The sequence below is a fragment of the Primorskyibacter sp. S187A genome (assembly GCF_049800955.1).
Lineage (GTDB): Bacteria > Pseudomonadota > Alphaproteobacteria > Rhodobacterales > Rhodobacteraceae > JAKVBH01.
Genome location: NZ_JBNAGA010000002.1, coordinates 704,203 through 722,048 on the forward strand (window position 1 = coordinate 704,203; position 17,846 = coordinate 722,048).

Below are 17,846 nucleotides of genomic sequence, written 5' to 3' on the forward strand. Positions count from 1 at the left end.
CCCCGGCGCGCGCCGGGATGGGCTTTGTCAGACGGTGATGGGCCTAGCGATTGGCGGATTCGAACCGGCGCAGGAGTGCGTCGCCGCGCTCTTTGGCGCTGTCCATTGCTTCCTGAGCGGTCTTGTCGCCCGCCCAGATCGCTTCGAGCTCTTCGTCAATGATCCCCCGGATCTGGTCGAAGGAGCCAAGACGCAGGCCTTTGGAATTGGCGGTGGGCTCTTTCGCCGTCATCTGGATCACAGCGATGTCGGTGCCCGGGTTGGCATCATAGAACCCGGCTGCGCGTGTCGCGTCACCCGCCTCGGCGGTGATCGGCAGATAGCCCGTATCCTGGTGCCATTGCGCCTGCACGTCGGAGGAGGACAGGAAGCTCATGAACTCGCCAACGCCCTTGTATTCCTCCGCTTCATGGCCTGCCATGATCCAGAGCGACGCCCCGCCGATGATCGTGTTTTGCGGCTCATCGGTGACGGCTTTCCAATAGGGCAGAGGGCGCACTTCGAAATCGAACTCCGCCTCTGCCTTGATGCCGGCATACCCCGCAGAGCTCTCGGTAAAGAGCGCGCATTCGCCCGCCCGGAAATTCGCGCCGCCCTCGTTGCGGCGGCCCGTGTAGATGAACTTGCCGTCCTGCGCCCATTCCTGCATGGCCGACAGATGCGCAACCTGCGCCGGGCCATTGAGCATCAATTCCGTGTCGAGCCCGGCAAAGCCGTTGTCTTTGCTGGCGAAGGGCACGTTGTGATAGGCGGAGAAGTTCTCAAGGTGGATCCAGCTTTGCCACGCTGTCACAAGCGGGCAATCCTCGCCGCCTGCTTTGAGTGCGTCCAGCGCAGAGCCCACATTCTCCCACGTGGAGAGATCCATGTCGGGATCGACGCCCGCGGCCTCAAACGCATCGCGATTGACCCAGAGCACAGGCGTGGACGAGTTGAACGGCAGGGACAGCATGTCGCCATCTGTGGTGGTGTAGTAGCCTTTAACAGAGCCGATATAGGCATCGGGATCAAAGGTCGCTCCGCTCTCGGCCATCACCTCATAGACCGGGCGCACAGCACCTGCGGCGGACATCATCGTGGCGGTGCCGACTTCGAAGACCATCAGGATATGAGGCTGCTCCTGCGCGCGAAACGCGGCGATCCCTGCGTTGAGTGTCTCGGAGTAGTTGCCCTTGTGGCTTTGCACGACCTTGTAGTCGCTTTGGCCCGCGTTGAAGGCATCGACCTGTGCTGCCACAAGCTCGCCCAGACGGCCCGTAAAGGCATGCCAGAATTGTATTTCCGTTTGAGCGCTTGCCGCCACAGGCGACAGGATTGTGGACGCGGCGAGCGCGCCGATCAGTGTCTTTTTCATATTTCCTCCCATGCACCGGCTTGGTGCTTTGTCATGAAACACATGACGCGTCTTTACTGCGCATCTTGTGATGGTTGTGTGACACTCGAACGATACACCCTGACGGATCGTTGGCAAGACATCTCAGCAATACCGTTCGGGCCCGATCCATTGCGCCTCGGAATAGCGATCGCCATGGGCCCAGCCCACGGGCAGGATCGCATCGATCCGCGCCAGATCATTTGCGCTGAGCGAAAGATCGGCGCCGTCCATGCATTCGTGGAAATGCGAGACATGACGGGTGCCGGGGATCGGGATGACATGCTCGCCCCGCGTCAGAAGCCACGCGATGGAGAGCGCTGCTGCGGAGGTGCCCATCTCGGCGGCCAATGCGCGGAAACCGGCCATGATCTCCAGATTGGCTTCGTAATTGGGCGTCATGAAGCGCGGGTTGTTCACGAGGAAAGGCAGGTCGGGCAACCGCTCGGCGGGGATCGGGTGATCGGTCAAAAGCGACCGGCCAACCGGTGAGAAGGCGACCATGGCGACGCCCAGCTCCGCGCAGGTCTGGACGAGGCCCAGATCGGGGAAGCGCGTGGACAGGGAGTATTCAGATTGCACGGCGGCAATGGGATAGGCGGCATTGGCCCGGCGCAGGGTTGAGGGGGCCACTTCCGAGAGGCCAATGGCGCGCGCCTTGCCCTTCTCTACCAAACGGCCGAGATGCTCGGCGGTCTCTTCTGGCGTAAAACGTGGATCGCGGCGGTGGGCGTAGAAGAGGTCCACACAGTCGATCCCCATCCGCTGCAGCGATGTGTCGAGTTCCGCCTCAAGATATTCGGGCGCATTGTTGAACACCCGCTCGCCGTCTTCGTCGCGCGCGATTGAGGCCTTGGTCGCAATGATGAAGCCCTCCCGCGCACCGGGATTGGCTTTGAGATAGGTGCCGATAGCCGTTTCCGATTTGCCCATGCCGTAGACATTGGCAGTGTCGAGATGGGTCACGCCGCGCTCGCGGCAGGCATTCAGGATGGCATGGCTCGCCGCCTCATCGGTGGGGCCATACATGTCCGAGAACGACATGGCGCCATAGCCGACGCATCCAATCTCCGGGCCGTTTGCCCCCAGTGTACGTGTCTTCATCTGATGTCCTGCGCTGTGTTGTGTTCCGCGTCTGGCCATCGTGCCTGCCTGCGCGCGGATTGTCGACGCCCGGCATGGGGCCTTGTCTTGGCGCAAGACAGGCGGTCAGATGTGATCTGGTGCACTGGAGGGCATGAGATGCAAAATGAGGCTTCAAAAGAGGTCACGGGCGGGTGCCTGTGCGGAGCGTTGCGGTTTGTGGTGGGGGGGCAGCCCTACCGCGTGGGCCTGTGCCATTGCCTTGCGTGCCGCAAGCATCACGGCGCGCCGTTTCATGCCTCCGCTGTTTTCCCTCAGCAGGCCGTTACACTGACGCAGGGAAAACCGGGCGAGCACGAGGGCTGGGCTTTTTGCACGTTGTGCGGCGGCTCGGTCTTTGCGCAAAGTTGCGATGAGATCGAAGTGCATCTGGGCGCTTTGGACGCGCCGGACCAGTTTCAACCGACCTATGAGCTCTGGACCTGCCGCCGCGAGGCATGGCTTTCGCCCGTTCCCGGCGCCCGGCAATATGAGCGCAACCGGACTTCGTCGGGCCGCTCTGAGGCGCCCACGCTCTGACGGTTCGGCCCAGAGTGTGGGAGCTTTCACCGGGAGTGCCGATTCTCCCGGGTCTGAACAGCGAGGCTGCTTGCTGCGTATGCAAGCGCCCGGTTTCGCGAAAAAAGTGCAAAACATGTGCTGCATGGTGCTCACTTGCGCCGCAGCGCGTATTTAACGCGTCAAAGGACTTGCGGAAGGGGCACAGGGTCAGGCAATGGGGGCTTGATGTTAGGGCTAACACGGCCTGCCAAAGCGATTTGAGGAGAAGACGGATGGCGAAAAATGCGGATTGGTGGCGCGGGTCTGTAACCTATCAGATCTATCCCCGCTCCTTCATGGATTCCGATGGCACGGGCGTGGGCGATCTCAAAGGGATCACCGAGCGGCTGGACCATGTGGCCTCACTGGGTGTGGATGCGATCTGGCTCTCGCCGGTCTTTCCCTCGCCGATGAAGGACATGGGCTACGATGTCTCGGATTACAAAGACATTGACCCAAGCTTTGGCACGATGGCCGATTTCGATGCCATGGTCGCGCGCGCCCATGAGCTGGGCCTGAAGGTGATCATCGATCAAGTGCTCTCACATGCCTCCGACCAGCATCCCTATTTCGAAGAAAGCCGCCAGAGCCGCGACAATCCGAAAGCGGATTGGTTCGTCTGGGCCGATCCCAACCCCGACGGCACGCCGCCCAACAACTGGTTGGCGATCTTTGGCGGCTCATCCTGGGAATGGGATGCGCGGCGCAAGCAATATTACTTCCACAACTTCCTCAAGGATCAGCCGGACTGGAATTTCCACAATCCCGAGGTGCAGGACTATTTGCTGGACTGCATGCGCTTTTGGCTGGATCGTGGCGTGGATGGCTTCCGGCTCGATACCGTGAATTTCTATTTCCACGACAAGCTCTTGCGTGACAATGCCGCCAACCACCTTCCCTGGGCGCAGGAGGCCGTGCGGCCTTTCGAGATGCAATACACGCTCTTTTCCAAGAACCAGCCGGAGAACATCCCGTTCCTCGAGCGGATGCGGGCGCTGCTGGATGAATATGAGGGTCGCACAATGGTGGGCGAGGTGGGCGACACGCACCACTCGATTGATCTGATGGGGCAATATACCTCCGGCAATCGCCTGCACATGGCCTATAGCTTCGAGATGCTGGGGCCCGATTTCTCGCCTCGCCATTTCCGCGAGCGGATCGAGGCGTTTTTCAAAGGCGCGCCCGAGGGCTGGCCCTGCTGGGCGTTTTCCAACCATGATGTGCCGCGTCACGTGGGCCGCTGGCTGGAGCATGCCAAGGATCAGGATGCGCTGGCCAAGCAGGCGGCGGCGATGCTGTTGAGTTTCGAGGGCTCGGTCTGTCTCTATCAGGGCGAAGAACTGGGGCAGATCGATACCGAGCTGCGTTTTGACGAGCTGACGGACCCCGAGGGCATCAACTTCTGGCCTGAGAAGAAGGGCCGCGACGGCTGCCGGACTCCCATGGTGTGGGACGATGCTCAGGCCAATGGCGGTTTCTCCACGGCAAATCGCACGTGGTTGCCCGTCAAGGAGCCCCAACGCGCGCGGGCCGTATCGACGCAGACAGAGGACACGTCGGTCCTGGCGTTCTACCGTGAGATGCTGGCCCTGCGTAAATCCGAGAACAGCCTGCGGCTGGGGGATCAAACCTTCCTCGATCTGCCGGAACCGATCCTTGCCTACCTGCGGGGGACGGATATCCTGTGTCTGTTCAACCTGTCTGCTGAGGATGTGACCTGTGATCCGGGCTTCAAGGTCACGCCCCTTGTCGCGCAGGCGGTGGAGATTGACGGAGATACGCTGCGCCTCGGTGCAAATGCATTTCTTATCGCGCGTAAAGTTTCGGTTTGACCCAAGGGTAGATTACTTTATGGTCCGCTGAGGGTTGAGTGGTCATGGCGCGGCTGAAAAACGTCCGTGTGATGCACTGCTTTGGAGGAGGGAATTGGAAGCATGACAGCGACTGATCTACCACCGCATATGACGCGCGAGGATGTGGGCAGGCTCTTGTCCGTGCGCCATGCGGCGCCGTTTTCGGTGCTTGGGGTGCACAAGACAGGCCGGGAACGCTGGCTAGTTGCCATTCTGCCCGATGCCGTAACGCTTGAAGCGTCCTTTGGAAAAAAGACGATCTCCATCGCGCGGCTGGAGGGGCCGATCTTTGCGGCCAAGGTGCCCAATTCGAAATTTACGTACAGCCTCCGCGCGACATTTGAGAACGGCGATAGCTGGTCGTTTGAGGACCCGTATCGCTTTGGCCCGGTGCTGGGCGAGATGGATCAATACCTGATCGGAGAGGGCACGCACCGGCGGCTCTGGGACGCGCTGGGCGCGCATCCGATGGAGCACGAGGGCGTCGCTGGCACCCATTTTGCGGTCTGGGCGCCCAATGCGGCGCGGGTCTCCGTCGTGGGAGACTTCAACGTCTGGGACGGACGTCGCCACCCGATGCGCGCGGTGGGCCATACCGGCGTGTGGGAGATATTCCTGCCCGGCATTGCTGAAGGCGAGACCTATAAATACGAGATCGCGCCCCATGAGGGCGCGCCGTTTGAGAAGGCGGATCCTGTGGGCTTCGGCTCCCAGCATCCGCCCGAGACGGCCTCTGTTGTGCGCGATATCACCGGCTATGGCTGGGAGGATGACACGTGGATGCAGACCCGCGCTGAGGCGCATCAGCGCGACAAGCCCATCTCGATCTATGAGGTGCACCTGGGTTCCTGGCGGCGCGCGCCTGACGGACGCATGCTGAGCTACAAAGAGCTTGCCACGGAGCTTATCGACTACGCCAAGTTCATGGGCTTCACCCATCTGGAATTCATGCCAGTGAGCGAGTTTCCCTTCGATGGCTCCTGGGGCTATCAGCCAGTGGGGATGTACGCGCCCACGATCCGCTTTGGCCCGCCCCATGAGTTCCGCGATCTGGTCGAGGCCGCGCATAAAGCAGGCTTGGGCGTGATACTTGATTGGGTGCCCGGCCATTTCCCGACCGATGCCCATGGGCTGGCCACCTTCGACGGTACACACCTTTACGAGCATGCCGATCCGCGCGAGGGGTTCCATCAGGACTGGAACACGCTGATCTACAACTATGGTCGTACGGAGGTGCGCAATTTCCTCACGGCCAACGCGGTTTATTGGCTGAAGGAATACCATGTGGACGGGCTGCGCGTAGATGCGGTAGCCTCCATGCTCTACCGCGATTATTCGCGCGAGGGGGATCAATGGATCCCCAACAAGGACGGCGGGCGCGAGAATTACGAGGCCATCGATTTCCTCAAGGAAATGAACACGGTCGCCTATGCCGACGTGCCCGGCATCATGACGGTTGCCGAGGAAAGCACGGCCTTTCCGGGCGTGTCCACGCCTGTGGATGCGGGCGGTCTTGGCTTCGGGTTCAAGTGGAACATGGGCTGGATGAACGACACGCTGCGGTATATCGAAAAGGACCCGATCTACCGGCAATATGATCATCACCTGATGACTTTCCCGATTGATTATTCCTTCTCGGAGAATTTCATCCTGCCGATCAGCCATGACGAGGTCGTGCACGGCAAAGGCTCAATGATTGCCAAGATGCCGGGCAATGAGTGGGAGAAATTTGCCAATCTGCGCGCCTATTACGGGTTCATGTGGGCCCATCCGGGCAAGAAGCTGCTCTTTATGGGCTGCGAATTCGCGCAATGGGAAGAATGGAACCACGACGTGAGCCTGGATTGGGACGCCTTGCACGGTCCGGGTCAGCAGGGGATCCAGAGCCTCGTGCGGGATCTCAACCACCTCTACCGCGCGACGCCTGCGCTCTATAGGCGCGATTGTGAGCCGAGCGGGTTCCGGTGGATCGCCAATGATCCCGAGCGCTCGCTGACCGCCTTTGCGCGGTATGGCGAGGCGGAGGACGCGCCTGTGCTGGTGGTGTGTAACTTCACGCCCGTGCTGCGCGAGGGTGTCCGGATCGGCGCCCCGGAACCGGGCACCTGGACGGAAGTTATCAATACAGATGCCGCGGCCTATGGTGGCGGCGATCGGGGCAATGGCGGTGCCGTGACAAGCACCGAGGGAGAGTGGGACGGCCTGCCGCAACATATCGAGATCACCGTGCCGCCGCTGGCGGTTCTGGTGTTCCAGTTGCAGCAGTAAACAAAAGACCAAGGGGAGGAGATCGGAATGACACAGACATCACGACTATCGCAGCGGACCATGGCTTTCGTTTTGGCCGGGGGCCGGGGTTCGCGCTTGCAGGAGCTGACGGACCGGCGGGTCAAACCTGCGGTCTTTTTTGGCGGCAAGACGCGGATCATTGATTTCGCGCTCTCCAATGCGCTCAATTCCGGCATTCGCAAGATGGCGATTGCCACGCAATACAAGGCCCATTCGCTCATCCGCCATTGCCAGCGCGGCTGGAATTTCTTTCGCGCAGAGCGCAATGAATTTCTTGACATCCTGCCGGCGTCGCAGCGGGTCTCGGAAAACATGTGGTATCGCGGGACGGCGGATGCCGTGACGCAGAACATCGATATCGTCGACAGCTATGGCATTGATTACGTGATCATTCTGGCCGGTGACCACATCTACAAGATGGATTACGAGGTCATGCTGCGCCAGCATGTGGAGAGCGCGGCGGATGTGACCGTGGGTTGTCTGACGGTCCCGCGTGAGGAGGCGTCTGCCTTTGGCGTGATGGCCGTCGATGCGCAGAGCACGATCACCTCCTTCCTCGAAAAGCCCGCCGATCCGCCCGGCACGCCGGAGGACCCGGACAAGGCGCTGGCTTCCATGGGGATCTACGTCTTCAACTGGAAATTCCTGCGTGAGCTGCTGCTGAGTGATGCGGAGGATCCCAATTCCTCACATGATTTTGGCCACGACATGATCCCTGAGATCGTCAAGAACGGCAAAGCCGTGGCCCACCGCTTTGATGACAGTTGCGTGCGGGCCGAGGGCGCGCCCAGCTATTGGCGCGACGTGGGTACGGTCGATGCCTTTTGGGAGGCCAATATTGACCTGACGGACTTCACGCCCGAGCTGGATCTGTGGGACACGCAATGGCCGATCTGGACCTATTCCGAGAGCGTGCCGCCCGCCAAGTTCATTCATGATGAGAAAGACCGGCGCGGCATGGCGATTTCCTCCATGGTCTCGGGCGGGTGCATCATTTCGGGAACGGAAGTGCGCAATTCGCTGCTCTTCACCAATGTGCACACCAATTCCTTCGCCGTGCTCGATCAATCCGTTGTGCTGCCCCATGTGGTTGTCAATCGGTCGGCCCGGCTGCGCAAATGTGTGATTGATCGCGGCGTTGAGATCCCGGCAGGGCTCATTGTTGGGGAGGATCCCACGGACGACGCGAAGTTCTTCCGCGTGACGGACAAGGGCACAACGCTGATCACCGCTGACATGATTGACAAGTGGACCGCTGCACAGTGAGCCAATCAGAAACTCAAGTGTTGTCCGTCGCGTCCGAATGCGTCCCGCTGGTCAAGACCGGTGGTCTTGCGGATGTGGCCGGTGCGTTGCCCGGTGCTCTGGCGCGCCATGGCGTGCGGATGCGTACGCTCCTGCCGGGCTATCCGGCGGTCATGGCTGCGCTGGCAGACGCGGAGGCTGTGCTTGAGATCGAGGCCTGTTTCGGCGGACCTGCGCGGGTTTTGGCGGCGGAGGTAGACGGGCTTGATCTGCTTGTGCTCGATGCGCCGCATCTGTTTGATCGACCTGCTGGGATCTACCTTGGCCATGACGGGCGCGATTGGCATGACAACCCCCAGCGCTTCGCAGCTCTGTGCCGCGTGGCCGCGGACATCGCCGGTGGCGCACTGGCCGGATGGCGGCCCGACGTCGTGCATTGCCACGATTGGCAGGCGGGCCTTGCGCCTTACTACATCGCGCGCAACCCGGACGCGGCAGGTGTCAAGACCGTGCTCACGATCCACAATATCGCCTTTCAAGGCCTCGCCAATGCGGCGCTCTGCGGCTCTTTGGGCATCGATATCGCGGATTTTACGCCCGATGGGGTCGAGTACTTTGGCCAGATTTCGACGCTCAAGGCCGGGCTCCAGTTCGCCCACAAACTGACCACGGTCTCGCCCACCTACGCCGCCGAGTTGATGACGCCGGAGTTCGGCATGGGGCTCGACGGCGTCCTGCGTGCACGGTCAGCGGATCTGGTGGGGATCCTGAACGGGATCGACGAGGACGTCTGGTCGCCCGAGGGCGATGGCGAGATCACGCCCTTCAAAACACCGCGCGGCAAAGGGGCCAACAAGGACGCGCTACGGACGGAATTTGGGCTGGGCGAGGCGGACGGGCCGCTCTGCATTGTCGTGTCCCGGCTTACAGAACAGAAGGGCCTCGATCTGCTTCTGGGCGCGCTGCCCGCGCTTCTGGAGCGCGGTGGGCAACTGGCGCTGCTGGGTTCTGGCGCGCCGGAGTTGGAAGAGGCATTTCGGCGCGCGGCGGATCACCCGAACGTCGGCGTGCGCGTCGGCTATGACGAGGCGCTCTCGCACCGGATGATGGCGGGCGGGGATGCGATCCTCGTGCCCTCGCGCTTTGAGCCTTGCGGGCTGACCCAGCTTTACGGTCTGCGCTATGGCACCTTGCCCGTGGTCGCGCTGACGGGTGGGCTCGCGGATACGGTGATCCCGGCGACGCCGGCCACCATGGCGCGCAATGTCGCCACCGGGCTGCAGTTTCATCCCGTGACCCAAGGCGCGCTCGCCCATGCGCTGAGCCGTCTCTGTGATCTCCATGCCGATCCCAAGACATGGGGCAAGATGCAGCGCAATGCCATGGCCCATCCCGTCGGATGGGACGTCTCGGCCAAAGACTATGCCGCGCTTTATGCGGGCCTTCTCGGACAGACAGAATGACAACACCACAGCTCTCCGCCGGGCGCCCCTTCCCCTTGGGCGCGACCTTCGATGGCGAGGGCGTCAACTTTGCCGTCTTCTCGCAACACGCGACCCGCGTGACGCTGAGCCTGTTCAACGCGGCGGGGGAGGAAGAGATCCTCATTCCCCTGCTCGAGCGCGATGGCCATGTCTGGCACGGCTACATCTCGGGCCTGCAACCGGGCCAACAATATGGCTACCGCGTGCATGGGCCATACGCGCCGGAAGAGGGGCATCGGTTCAATCCGCACAAGCTCCTGATCGACCCCTATGCCAAAAAGCTGACCGGCCATCCGATCTGGAACGATGCGCTCTATGGCTACCAGATTGGCCACAAGGACGCCGATCTGAGCTTTGACAGGCGTGACAGCGCGCCTTTCATACCGCGCTCCGTCGTGGTGGACCCTGCCTTCAGCTGGGCGGAGCCTGCGGGCACTATTGACAGGCCATGGTCAGAGACGGTGATCTACGAGGCCCATGTCAAAGGGCTGACTGCCGGGCGCAGAGATGTGCCCCAGCGCGGCACCTTTCTAGGCATGTCATCGGACCCGATGTTGGAGCATCTGACCAATCTCGGGATTACGGCGATTGAGCTTCTGCCCGTGCATGCCTTTGTCGATGACCGGTTTCTCATTGACCGGGGGCTCACGAATTACTGGGGCTACATGAGCTACGGCTTCTTCGCGCCTGAGCCACGGTACATGTCGCGTGGGGATATTGCCGAGTTCCAGCAGATGGTCGCGCGCTTTCATGCGGCGGGGATCGAGGTCATTCTCGACGTGGTCTACAACCACACCGCCGAGGGCGACCATCGCGGGCCGATGCTGAGCCTCAAGGGGTTCGACAATGCGAGCTACTACCGGCTGACCGATGGCGGGCGGCACTATGTGAATGATACCGGGTGCGGCAACGCGCTCAACATGGATCACCCGTTCACGCTGCGGCTGGTGATGGACAGCCTGCGCTATTGGGTCGAGGTCATGCATGTGGACGGGTTCCGCTTTGATCTTGCGACGACATTGGCACGCACGGGCGGCATGTTTGATCGCGACGGGCCGTTTCTGCGCGCGGTGCGGCAGGACCCGGTGCTCAACAAGGTCAAACTGATTGCCGAGCCCTGGGATGTGGGCATGGGGGGCTATCAGCTGGGCGCCTATCCTTCGCCCTTCACGGAATGGAACGACAAGTACCGCGATCAGGTGCGCAGCTTCTGGCGCGGTGATGATACGATGGTGCGTAAGCTGGCGCGGCGGGTCTCCGGTTCTGCGGTGCATTTTGACCATGACGGGCGGCGCGCGAATTCCTCCATCAATTTCCTGACGTCGCACGACGGGTTCACGTTGATGGATACCGTCAGCTATTCGCGCAAGGACAACCATGCCAATGGCGAGGACAATCGCGATGGCCATGATCACAATTTCTCGGACAATTGCGGGGTGGAAGGGCCGACCGAGGATGCGGAAATCCTCGCACGCCGGGCCCGCCGCCGCCGGAACATGATCGCGACGCTGATGCTGAGCCAGGGCACGCCCATGCTGCTTGCGGGCGATGAGCTCGGCAATTCTCAGAGCGGCAACAACAACGCCTATTGTCAGGACAACGAGATTGGCTGGGTCAATTGGGATGAGGCTGATCCCGAGTTTCTCACGTTCGTGCGCCAGGCCATTGCCTTCCGCGCCAAGACGCCGATCCTCCGCCAGGGCCGGTTCCTGCATGCGCGCGCGCGGTACGTGGATGGTGTGCCGGATCTCTTCTGGCGCCGGGCCGATGGGAAGCCGATGACGGATGCGGATTGGATTGATCCAACCCTGCGTTTGCTGGGCGCGGAGATGCGCATGGCGCGGGGCACACCAGCCTATGAGCCCCGGCTTGGCGCGATCTTTGTTGTCTTCAATGCAGGTTCCGCGCAAAAAGTCACGCTGCCGGAAGCGGCTGCTGGCCAGTATTGGGCGCGCACTTTTGATACCAGCGGCGCGCCGGTGAACGACTTGCCGCAAATCAATGTCCGTGTGGCAGCTGAGTCTGTTGCCGCCTTCACCCTGAAGACGCGCACGGGCAACGCGCAAAATTCAACACAATCATTCATACGGGAGGACGCCTCGTGAGCATTCAAGAAGTTCCAACCCAACCCATCGCAGGCCAGAAACCCGGCACCAGCGGTTTGCGCAAGAAGACCCGCGTCTTCATGGAGCCGGGCTATCTCGAAAACTTCGTTCAAGCAGTTTTTGATGGTATCGGCGGCATCAAGGGTCAGACGCTCGTCGTGGGCGGAGATGGCCGCTATTTCAACGACAAGGCTATTGGAACGATCCTGCGCATGGCAGCGGCCAATGGAGCGGCGCGCGCAATTGTGGGGCAGGGCGGTATCCTGTCGACACCTGCCGCGTCCAATCTGATCCGTACCAAGCCTGCCGACGGCGGGTTGATCCTGTCTGCCAGCCACAATCCGGGCGGGCCTGACGAGGATTTTGGGCTGAAATACAATGGCTCCAACGGCGGGCCTGCCAGTGAGGGTGTGACGGCGAAAATCCACGACCGGACCCTCGAGATGGATCGTTACCTCATCGTGGACAGCGCTGCGCCGGATCTCTCCGCGCTTGGCGCGTTTGAGCTTGAGGGCATGGTCGTCGAGATCATTGACCCGGTCGCCGATTATGCGGCGATGATGGAGAAGCTTTTTGACTTTGACGCGATCCGCGCCCTCTTCAAACGCGGGTTCCGGATGAAATTCGATGCGATGCATGCGGTGACTGGACCATATGCGCAGGAAATCCTGGAGACGCGACTTGGCGCGCCTGCTGGCACTGTCATGAACGGAACGCCGTCGCCCGATTTTGGCGGCGGGCATCCTGATCCCAATCCGATCTGGGCCAAATCGCTCATGGATGTGATGTATGGCAGCGATGCGCCAGATTTTGGCGCGGCCTCCGATGGGGACGGTGATCGCAACATGATCGTGGGCCGGCGTTGCTACGTCAGCCCCTCTGACAGCCTCGCCGTGCTGGCCGATCTGGCGCATCTCGCGCCGGGGTATTCCAAGGGCCTTGCCGGTGTTGCGCGGTCGATGCCAACTTCCGGTGCGGTCGACCGGGTGGCCGAGGCCAAAGGGATCGAAAGCTTTGAGACGCCCACCGGCTGGAAGTTCTTCGGCAATCTGCTCGATGCAGGTCGGGTCACACTCTGCGGTGAAGAGAGCGCGGGCACGGGCTCTGATCATGTGCGCGAGAAGGACGGGCTCTGGGCCGTGCTGCTCTGGCTGAACATTTTGGCGCACAAAGATCTGTCCGTAGCCGATCTTATGGCCGATCACTGGGCGCGCTATGGGCGCAATTACTATTCCCGCCATGATTATGAGGCGGTGGACAGTCAGGCCGCCAATGGCTTGATGGATGCGGTGCGCGGGCAGCTTAAGGATCTGGCGGGCAAAAGCGTCGGCACGCTGACCGTCGCGCAGGCTGATGAGTTCGCCTATGACGATCCGATCGACCAGTCGCATTCCGCGGGACAAGGCATTCGCATTTTCTTTGAGGGCGGCGGGCGCGTCGTCTTCCGCCTGTCGGGTACGGGCACCGAAGGGGCCACCTTGCGTGTGTACCTTGAGCAACTGGAGACCGATCCGGCACGGCTTCAGATCGACCCGCAGACGGCGCTGGCCGAGATCATTGCCGCCGCGGATGCGCTTGCCGGGATCACGGAGCGGACCGGGCGCGACGCACCGGATGTCATCACCTGAACCGGTACCATGGCAAATCTGACAGCAACCCAAGTGTTCGAGATGCGTCTGGCGCGCAGCGCCGGCGACCTCTGGCCGTTCCTTGATCGGCTCTACGGCCATCGCGAGGATTATGACGCGTTCCGCGCTGCGCTCCTGAAGGCGTTGCAACAGGGTTGGCGCGCGCGGCCTGCGGAGCTCAAGACACTCGATCTCAGACGTGATCTGGAGCCCGACTGGTTCCAACGGTCCGATATGGTGGGCTATGCCTGCTACACAGGTCGCTTTGCTGGTACGCTGCAGGGCGTGCAGGAGCGGATCGGCTATCTGCGTGATCTTGGCGTGACCTATCTGCACCTCATGCCCTGTCTCGCGCCGCGCCCGCGTCCCAATGATGGCGGCTATTCGGTGATGGACTACCGCCGGATCAATCCTGAGCTTGGAACCATGGACGATCTGGAAGCGCTCGCGGGAGCGCTGCGCCGCGAGGGCATGTCGCTCTGCATTGATCTGGTGCTCAACCATACCGCCCGCGAGCATGACTGGGCGCGGCGCGCCATGGCGGGCGACCCGTTTTATCAGGATTTCTACCTGTTCTTTGACGATGACAGCCAGCCGCGCGCCTATGAGCGGACGTTGATCGAGATCTTTCCCAATGATGCGCCGGGCAGTTTCACCTTTGTCCCCGAGATGGGCAAATGGGTCTGGACGACGTTCAATGATCATCAATGGGATCTGAACTGGGCCAACCCTTGGGTCTTTCTCGAGATCGTCAAGGTCATGCTCTATTTGGCCAACAAGGGCGTGGATGTGCTTCGGCTCGATGCCGTGGCTTTCATGTGGAAGCGCATGGGCACGCGGTGTCAGTCCGAGCCGGAGGTGCATATGCTCCTGCGCGCGCTACGGGCCTGTTCGCGGATTGCTTCGGCGGCGGTGATCCATCTGGAGGAGGCGATCACCGGTCCGGCCGAGATGCTGACCTATCTCGGGCGCGGTGAACATGACGGGCGGGAAGGCAACCTCGCTTATCACAACAACCTCATGGTGCATTTCTGGGGGGCATTGGCCACGCGCGACACGCGGCTGATGCGCCATGTCCTGCGTGAGAACTTCCCCGAAGTGCTCACCAATGCCACCTACATGACCTATCTGCGCTGCCATGATGATATTGGCTGGGCGATTACCGATGAAGATGCCGGTTCGCTTGGCCTTTCCGGCCCTTTGCATCGCGCCTATCTGTCGGATTTCTACCACGGGACCTTCCCGGGCTCCTTTGCCGAGGGCGCGCTTTTTCAGGTCAATGAAGAGACGGGCGACAAACGCATCTCCGGCACGCTGGCCTCTCTTGCAGGGATCGAGCGCGGTCTGGATCGGGGCGATCCGCGCGCGGTGGAGCTCGCCGTGCATCGTATCCTGATGGGCAAGGCGCTGATCGCAGCCTTTGGCGGTGTGCCGCTGATCTACATGGGCGATGAGATCGCTCTGCTCAATGACGACAGCTACCTTGATGATCCGCTGCGCGCCGATGACAGCCGTTGGCTGCACCGTCCCGTGATGGATTGGGAGGATGTCGCGGCGGCAGAGCGCGGTGAGGGCCCCGCAGCACAGGTTCTGGCGGGTACGAAGGCGATCATGGTAAGGCGTGCGGCCCTGCCACAGTTGCATGGGGCTGTGCCGACGCGGATCGTCGATATTGGGCCGAAGGAGGTTTTCGCGTTCCTGCGGCTTGCGCCGACGGGGCCTGTGTTGTGTTTGTTCAATTTCTCTGAAGAGACAGTGATGCTGTCAGCCGAGGATATGGGGGCGCAAGGCGTGAGCCAGTTTGTCGATCTGCTCTCGGATGCGTCGCTGTCGCTGCAAGACGGTGCCTTTGCGCTGTTGCCCTATGGGCGCGTTTGGGTGGTTTAGGGTCGCTGGCCAGCTCCAAAGAGCTTTCTGCAGAACAAAGGACGGCCCACGAGCCTGGGTGGGGGCGATAGCCCCCTCCCGTGGGGAGGGTCGGGGGCTGTCCGGCGGTGCCGGACATGTGCAAGGCGCGTCTACCGCAGTGACGTCATCCCCGTCTGCGCCATTGCAATGCTGAGCTCATCGCTCAACACATCCCAAAGCTGGTCCAGCCCATCGCGCCCAGCCGCGGCCATCGCGAATTGCAAAATCCTACCAAAGAAGACGAAATCCGCGCCCGCATCCATCGCCTTGAGCGCATCCTCGCCGGAGCGCAAACCGCTGTCGTAGAAAATGGGAAAGTCCGGCCCCAAAGCCTCGCGCATCGCTGGCAGCATCGCGAAGGGTGACGGCGCGCTTTCCAGCTGGCGCGCACCGTGGCTGGAGACCTGCACCGCATCGACGCCCGCCGCCTTGAGCTTGCGCGCGTCGTTCACATCCAGAACGCCTTTGACAACGAGTTTGCCCGGCCAAGCGTCACGCACCCGGTGCAGCGTGCTCCAATCGGCTTTGGCGCGGCTCTCGGTGCGGTCAAACTCAAAGCCGTCCATCTCGAAATTGGCCATCTGCGGACGGCCATTGGCGAGCGTGGAGAGCGACCATCGGGGGTGCAGCGCGAAATCGACGAACTGCCGGGGGCCGATCTTGAAGGGCATCTTGAAGCCATGACGCAGCTCACGCGGGCGACGCCCGACCTCAGGCACATCGACCGTCAGGACCAGAACCTCATAGCCTGCGCCGCGCGCCCGTTCGATGAGCTTGAAGCTGCCCGTGCCGTCGCCGCTGAAATAGAGCTGGAACCACGCGTTGCCTTCGGCGAGCTCCAGTATTCGCTCCATAGGCGTTGAGGCCACGGTAGAGACGCCATGGGGGATGTTATAACGCGCGGCCAAACTGGCCAGCATTTCGTCTGCGGCGGGGCAGGCAAGATTGCACATGCCCATGGGCGCGATACCGAAGGGGCGCTGCGCGGTTTTGCCAAAAAGCGGTATGTCCAGTGTTCGGGCGCTGACATCACGCAGGATCCGCGGCTTCAGCAGATGCGCATCCAACGCGGCCCGGTTGCGCGCGGCACCCGTCTCAGACCCGGCGGCGCCATCGATATAGTCAAAGACCATCCAGGGCAGCCGCCGTTTGGCCAGCCGCCGCGCATCCTCGGCTGAGTGAATATGCGCGGCAGCCCCCATTACTCAGGCCTCAATCGCTTTCATAAAGCGATCCTTGATGACGACCGGGTCCATCGTGATGACGGGCATCTTGGCGTTGCCGCTGTCACATTTCACGACCATCACGGTGCCGACTTGTGCATCAATCGCCTCTTGCAGCGCCTTGCCGGTATCGACATCCATGACTTCCACGACATTCTCGCACCCCGCGGCGCGCGCCATGCCCGCCAGATCGGTTTTCTGGCCGGTATAGGTCGGCTGATCCCCTGTGGAGCCGTAGGAGCCGTTGTCGATGATCATCAGGATGTAATTGGGGGGCATGTTGTTGCCAATCGTCGGCAGGGTACCGAGATTGGTCAGGACAGAGCCGTCCCCATCGATGGAGATCACCGTCTTGGGTTGAGCCAGAGCCAGCCCCAGACCAATGGAGGAGGCAAGGCCCATCGTGCCCAGCATGTAGAAGTTGGTCGGCTGATCATCGATGGCATGCAGCTCCTGGGAGGGGATGCCGATGTTGCAGACAATGAGCTGGTCGCGCAGGATCGGGGCGATTTCCTTGAGAATTTCAGAACGGATCATTGGTCGCCGTAGCCTCCCCAGAAATTGGCATCGGTCAGTATCGCGACCGGTTTGTTGCACATGAAGGTGTACTTCAGGATCATGTCGAGCTCTTCGACATCCGATTGGTTGTGGAAGTGATAGGTCGGGATGTTCATCTGCGCCAGAAGCGCCTTGGTATGCACCGCCATCTCCACCTGACAGGCCACCGGCTCGCGCAGCTCACCGCGATAGGAAATGATCATCGGCAGCGGCATCCGGTAGTACTGGATCAGCGTGGCCAACGTGTTGATCGTGACGCCGATCGCCGTGTTCTGCATGATGATTGCCGGGCGCTTGCCGCCCATGAAGGCCCCCGCACAAAGCCCCATGCCCTCGTCTTCCTTGTTGGACGGGATATGGAAAATCTTCTCATGCTTGTCGATCTCGTCGATCACGCCCGCGAGCTGCTTGCAGGGCACAGTGGTCACAAAGGAGATGTCATTGGCGACAAGATCATCGGTGATCTTCTTGTCGATGTTCATTGCGGTTTGCCTTTCG

Annotated in this window: 13 protein-coding genes; 8 read left to right on the forward strand and 5 right to left on the reverse strand. The window is 61.4% G+C overall.

The genetic code is table 11. The annotated features are described in order from the left end of the window. Nucleotides 1-43: 43 nt before the first annotated feature. Both ugpB and ACP15S_RS14405 read right to left on the reverse strand, forming a co-directional pair. Entirely contained in the window at nucleotides 44-1,354 is a 1,311-nt protein-coding gene (gene ugpB / locus ACP15S_RS14400) for a sn-glycerol-3-phosphate ABC transporter substrate-binding protein UgpB (protein ID WP_425040332.1), read from the reverse strand. Nucleotides 1,355-1,477: 123 nt separating this feature from the next. Then, entirely contained in the window at nucleotides 1,478-2,476 is a 999-nt protein-coding gene (locus ACP15S_RS14405) for an aldo/keto reductase (protein ID WP_425040333.1), read from the reverse strand. 138 nt (nucleotides 2,477-2,614) lie between these two features. Between ACP15S_RS14405 and ACP15S_RS14410 the strand changes: the two genes are divergently transcribed. From ACP15S_RS14410 to ACP15S_RS14445, 8 genes are all read left to right on the forward strand, one after another. Further along, a complete protein-coding gene (locus ACP15S_RS14410; protein WP_425040334.1) occupies nucleotides 2,615-3,034 on the forward strand; it encodes a GFA family protein in 420 nt (139 codons plus the stop codon). 254 nt (nucleotides 3,035-3,288) lie between these two features. Beyond that, nucleotides 3,289-4,887 carry an alpha-amylase family glycosyl hydrolase gene (locus ACP15S_RS14415; protein WP_425040335.1) on the forward strand — a complete coding sequence of 533 codons (1,599 nt, stop codon included), beginning with the start codon at nucleotides 3,289-3,291 and terminating at the stop codon, nucleotides 4,885-4,887. Nucleotides 4,888-4,989: 102 nt separating this feature from the next. Further along, a complete protein-coding gene (gene glgB / locus ACP15S_RS14420) occupies nucleotides 4,990-7,176 on the forward strand; it encodes a 1,4-alpha-glucan branching protein GlgB (protein ID WP_425040336.1) in 2,187 nt (728 codons plus the stop codon). A 27-nt stretch (nucleotides 7,177-7,203) separates the two neighbouring features. Beyond that, nucleotides 7,204-8,463, forward strand: coding sequence for a glucose-1-phosphate adenylyltransferase (gene glgC / locus ACP15S_RS14425; RefSeq protein WP_425040337.1), 1,260 nt, complete (start codon nucleotides 7,204-7,206; stop codon nucleotides 8,461-8,463). Then, complete coding sequence (gene glgA, locus ACP15S_RS14430; RefSeq protein ID WP_425040338.1) at nucleotides 8,460-9,905, forward strand: glycogen synthase GlgA; 1,446 nt, start codon at nucleotides 8,460-8,462, stop codon at nucleotides 9,903-9,905. The genes glgC and glgA overlap by 4 nt, the downstream gene beginning before the upstream one ends. Next, nucleotides 9,902-12,031: a glycogen debranching protein GlgX gene (glgX, locus tag ACP15S_RS14435; RefSeq protein ID WP_425040339.1), complete on the forward strand. Its 2,130-nt coding sequence runs from the start codon at nucleotides 9,902-9,904 to the stop codon at nucleotides 12,029-12,031. The genes glgA and glgX overlap by 4 nt, the downstream gene beginning before the upstream one ends. Continuing rightward, nucleotides 12,028-13,659: an alpha-D-glucose phosphate-specific phosphoglucomutase gene (locus ACP15S_RS14440; RefSeq protein WP_425040340.1), complete on the forward strand. Its 1,632-nt coding sequence runs from the start codon at nucleotides 12,028-12,030 to the stop codon at nucleotides 13,657-13,659. Before glgX ends, ACP15S_RS14440 begins: the two co-directional genes overlap by 4 nt. Before the next feature lie 9 nt (nucleotides 13,660-13,668). Further along, entirely contained in the window at nucleotides 13,669-15,546 is a 1,878-nt protein-coding gene (locus tag ACP15S_RS14445; protein ID WP_425040341.1) for an amylosucrase, read from the forward strand. A 131-nt stretch (nucleotides 15,547-15,677) separates the two neighbouring features. Here the strand turns inward: ACP15S_RS14445 and ACP15S_RS14450 are convergent, their stop codons facing one another. From ACP15S_RS14450 to comD, 3 genes are read right to left on the reverse strand one after another with little or no spacing between them, the layout of a single operon-like run. Further along, on the reverse strand, nucleotides 15,678-16,769 hold the full coding sequence (locus ACP15S_RS14450) for an alpha-hydroxy acid oxidase (protein ID WP_425040342.1): 1,092 nt from the start codon (nucleotides 16,767-16,769) through the stop codon (nucleotides 15,678-15,680). Nucleotides 16,770-16,772: 3 nt separating this feature from the next. Beyond that, nucleotides 16,773-17,327, reverse strand: a complete 555-nt coding sequence (comE, locus tag ACP15S_RS14455) for a sulfopyruvate decarboxylase subunit beta (protein WP_425040343.1) — start codon at nucleotides 17,325-17,327, stop codon at nucleotides 16,773-16,775. Then, entirely contained in the window at nucleotides 17,324-17,830 is a 507-nt protein-coding gene (comD, locus tag ACP15S_RS14460) for a sulfopyruvate decarboxylase subunit alpha (protein WP_425040344.1), read from the reverse strand. Before comD ends, comE begins: the two co-directional genes overlap by 4 nt. Nucleotides 17,831-17,846 lie beyond the last annotated feature (16 nt).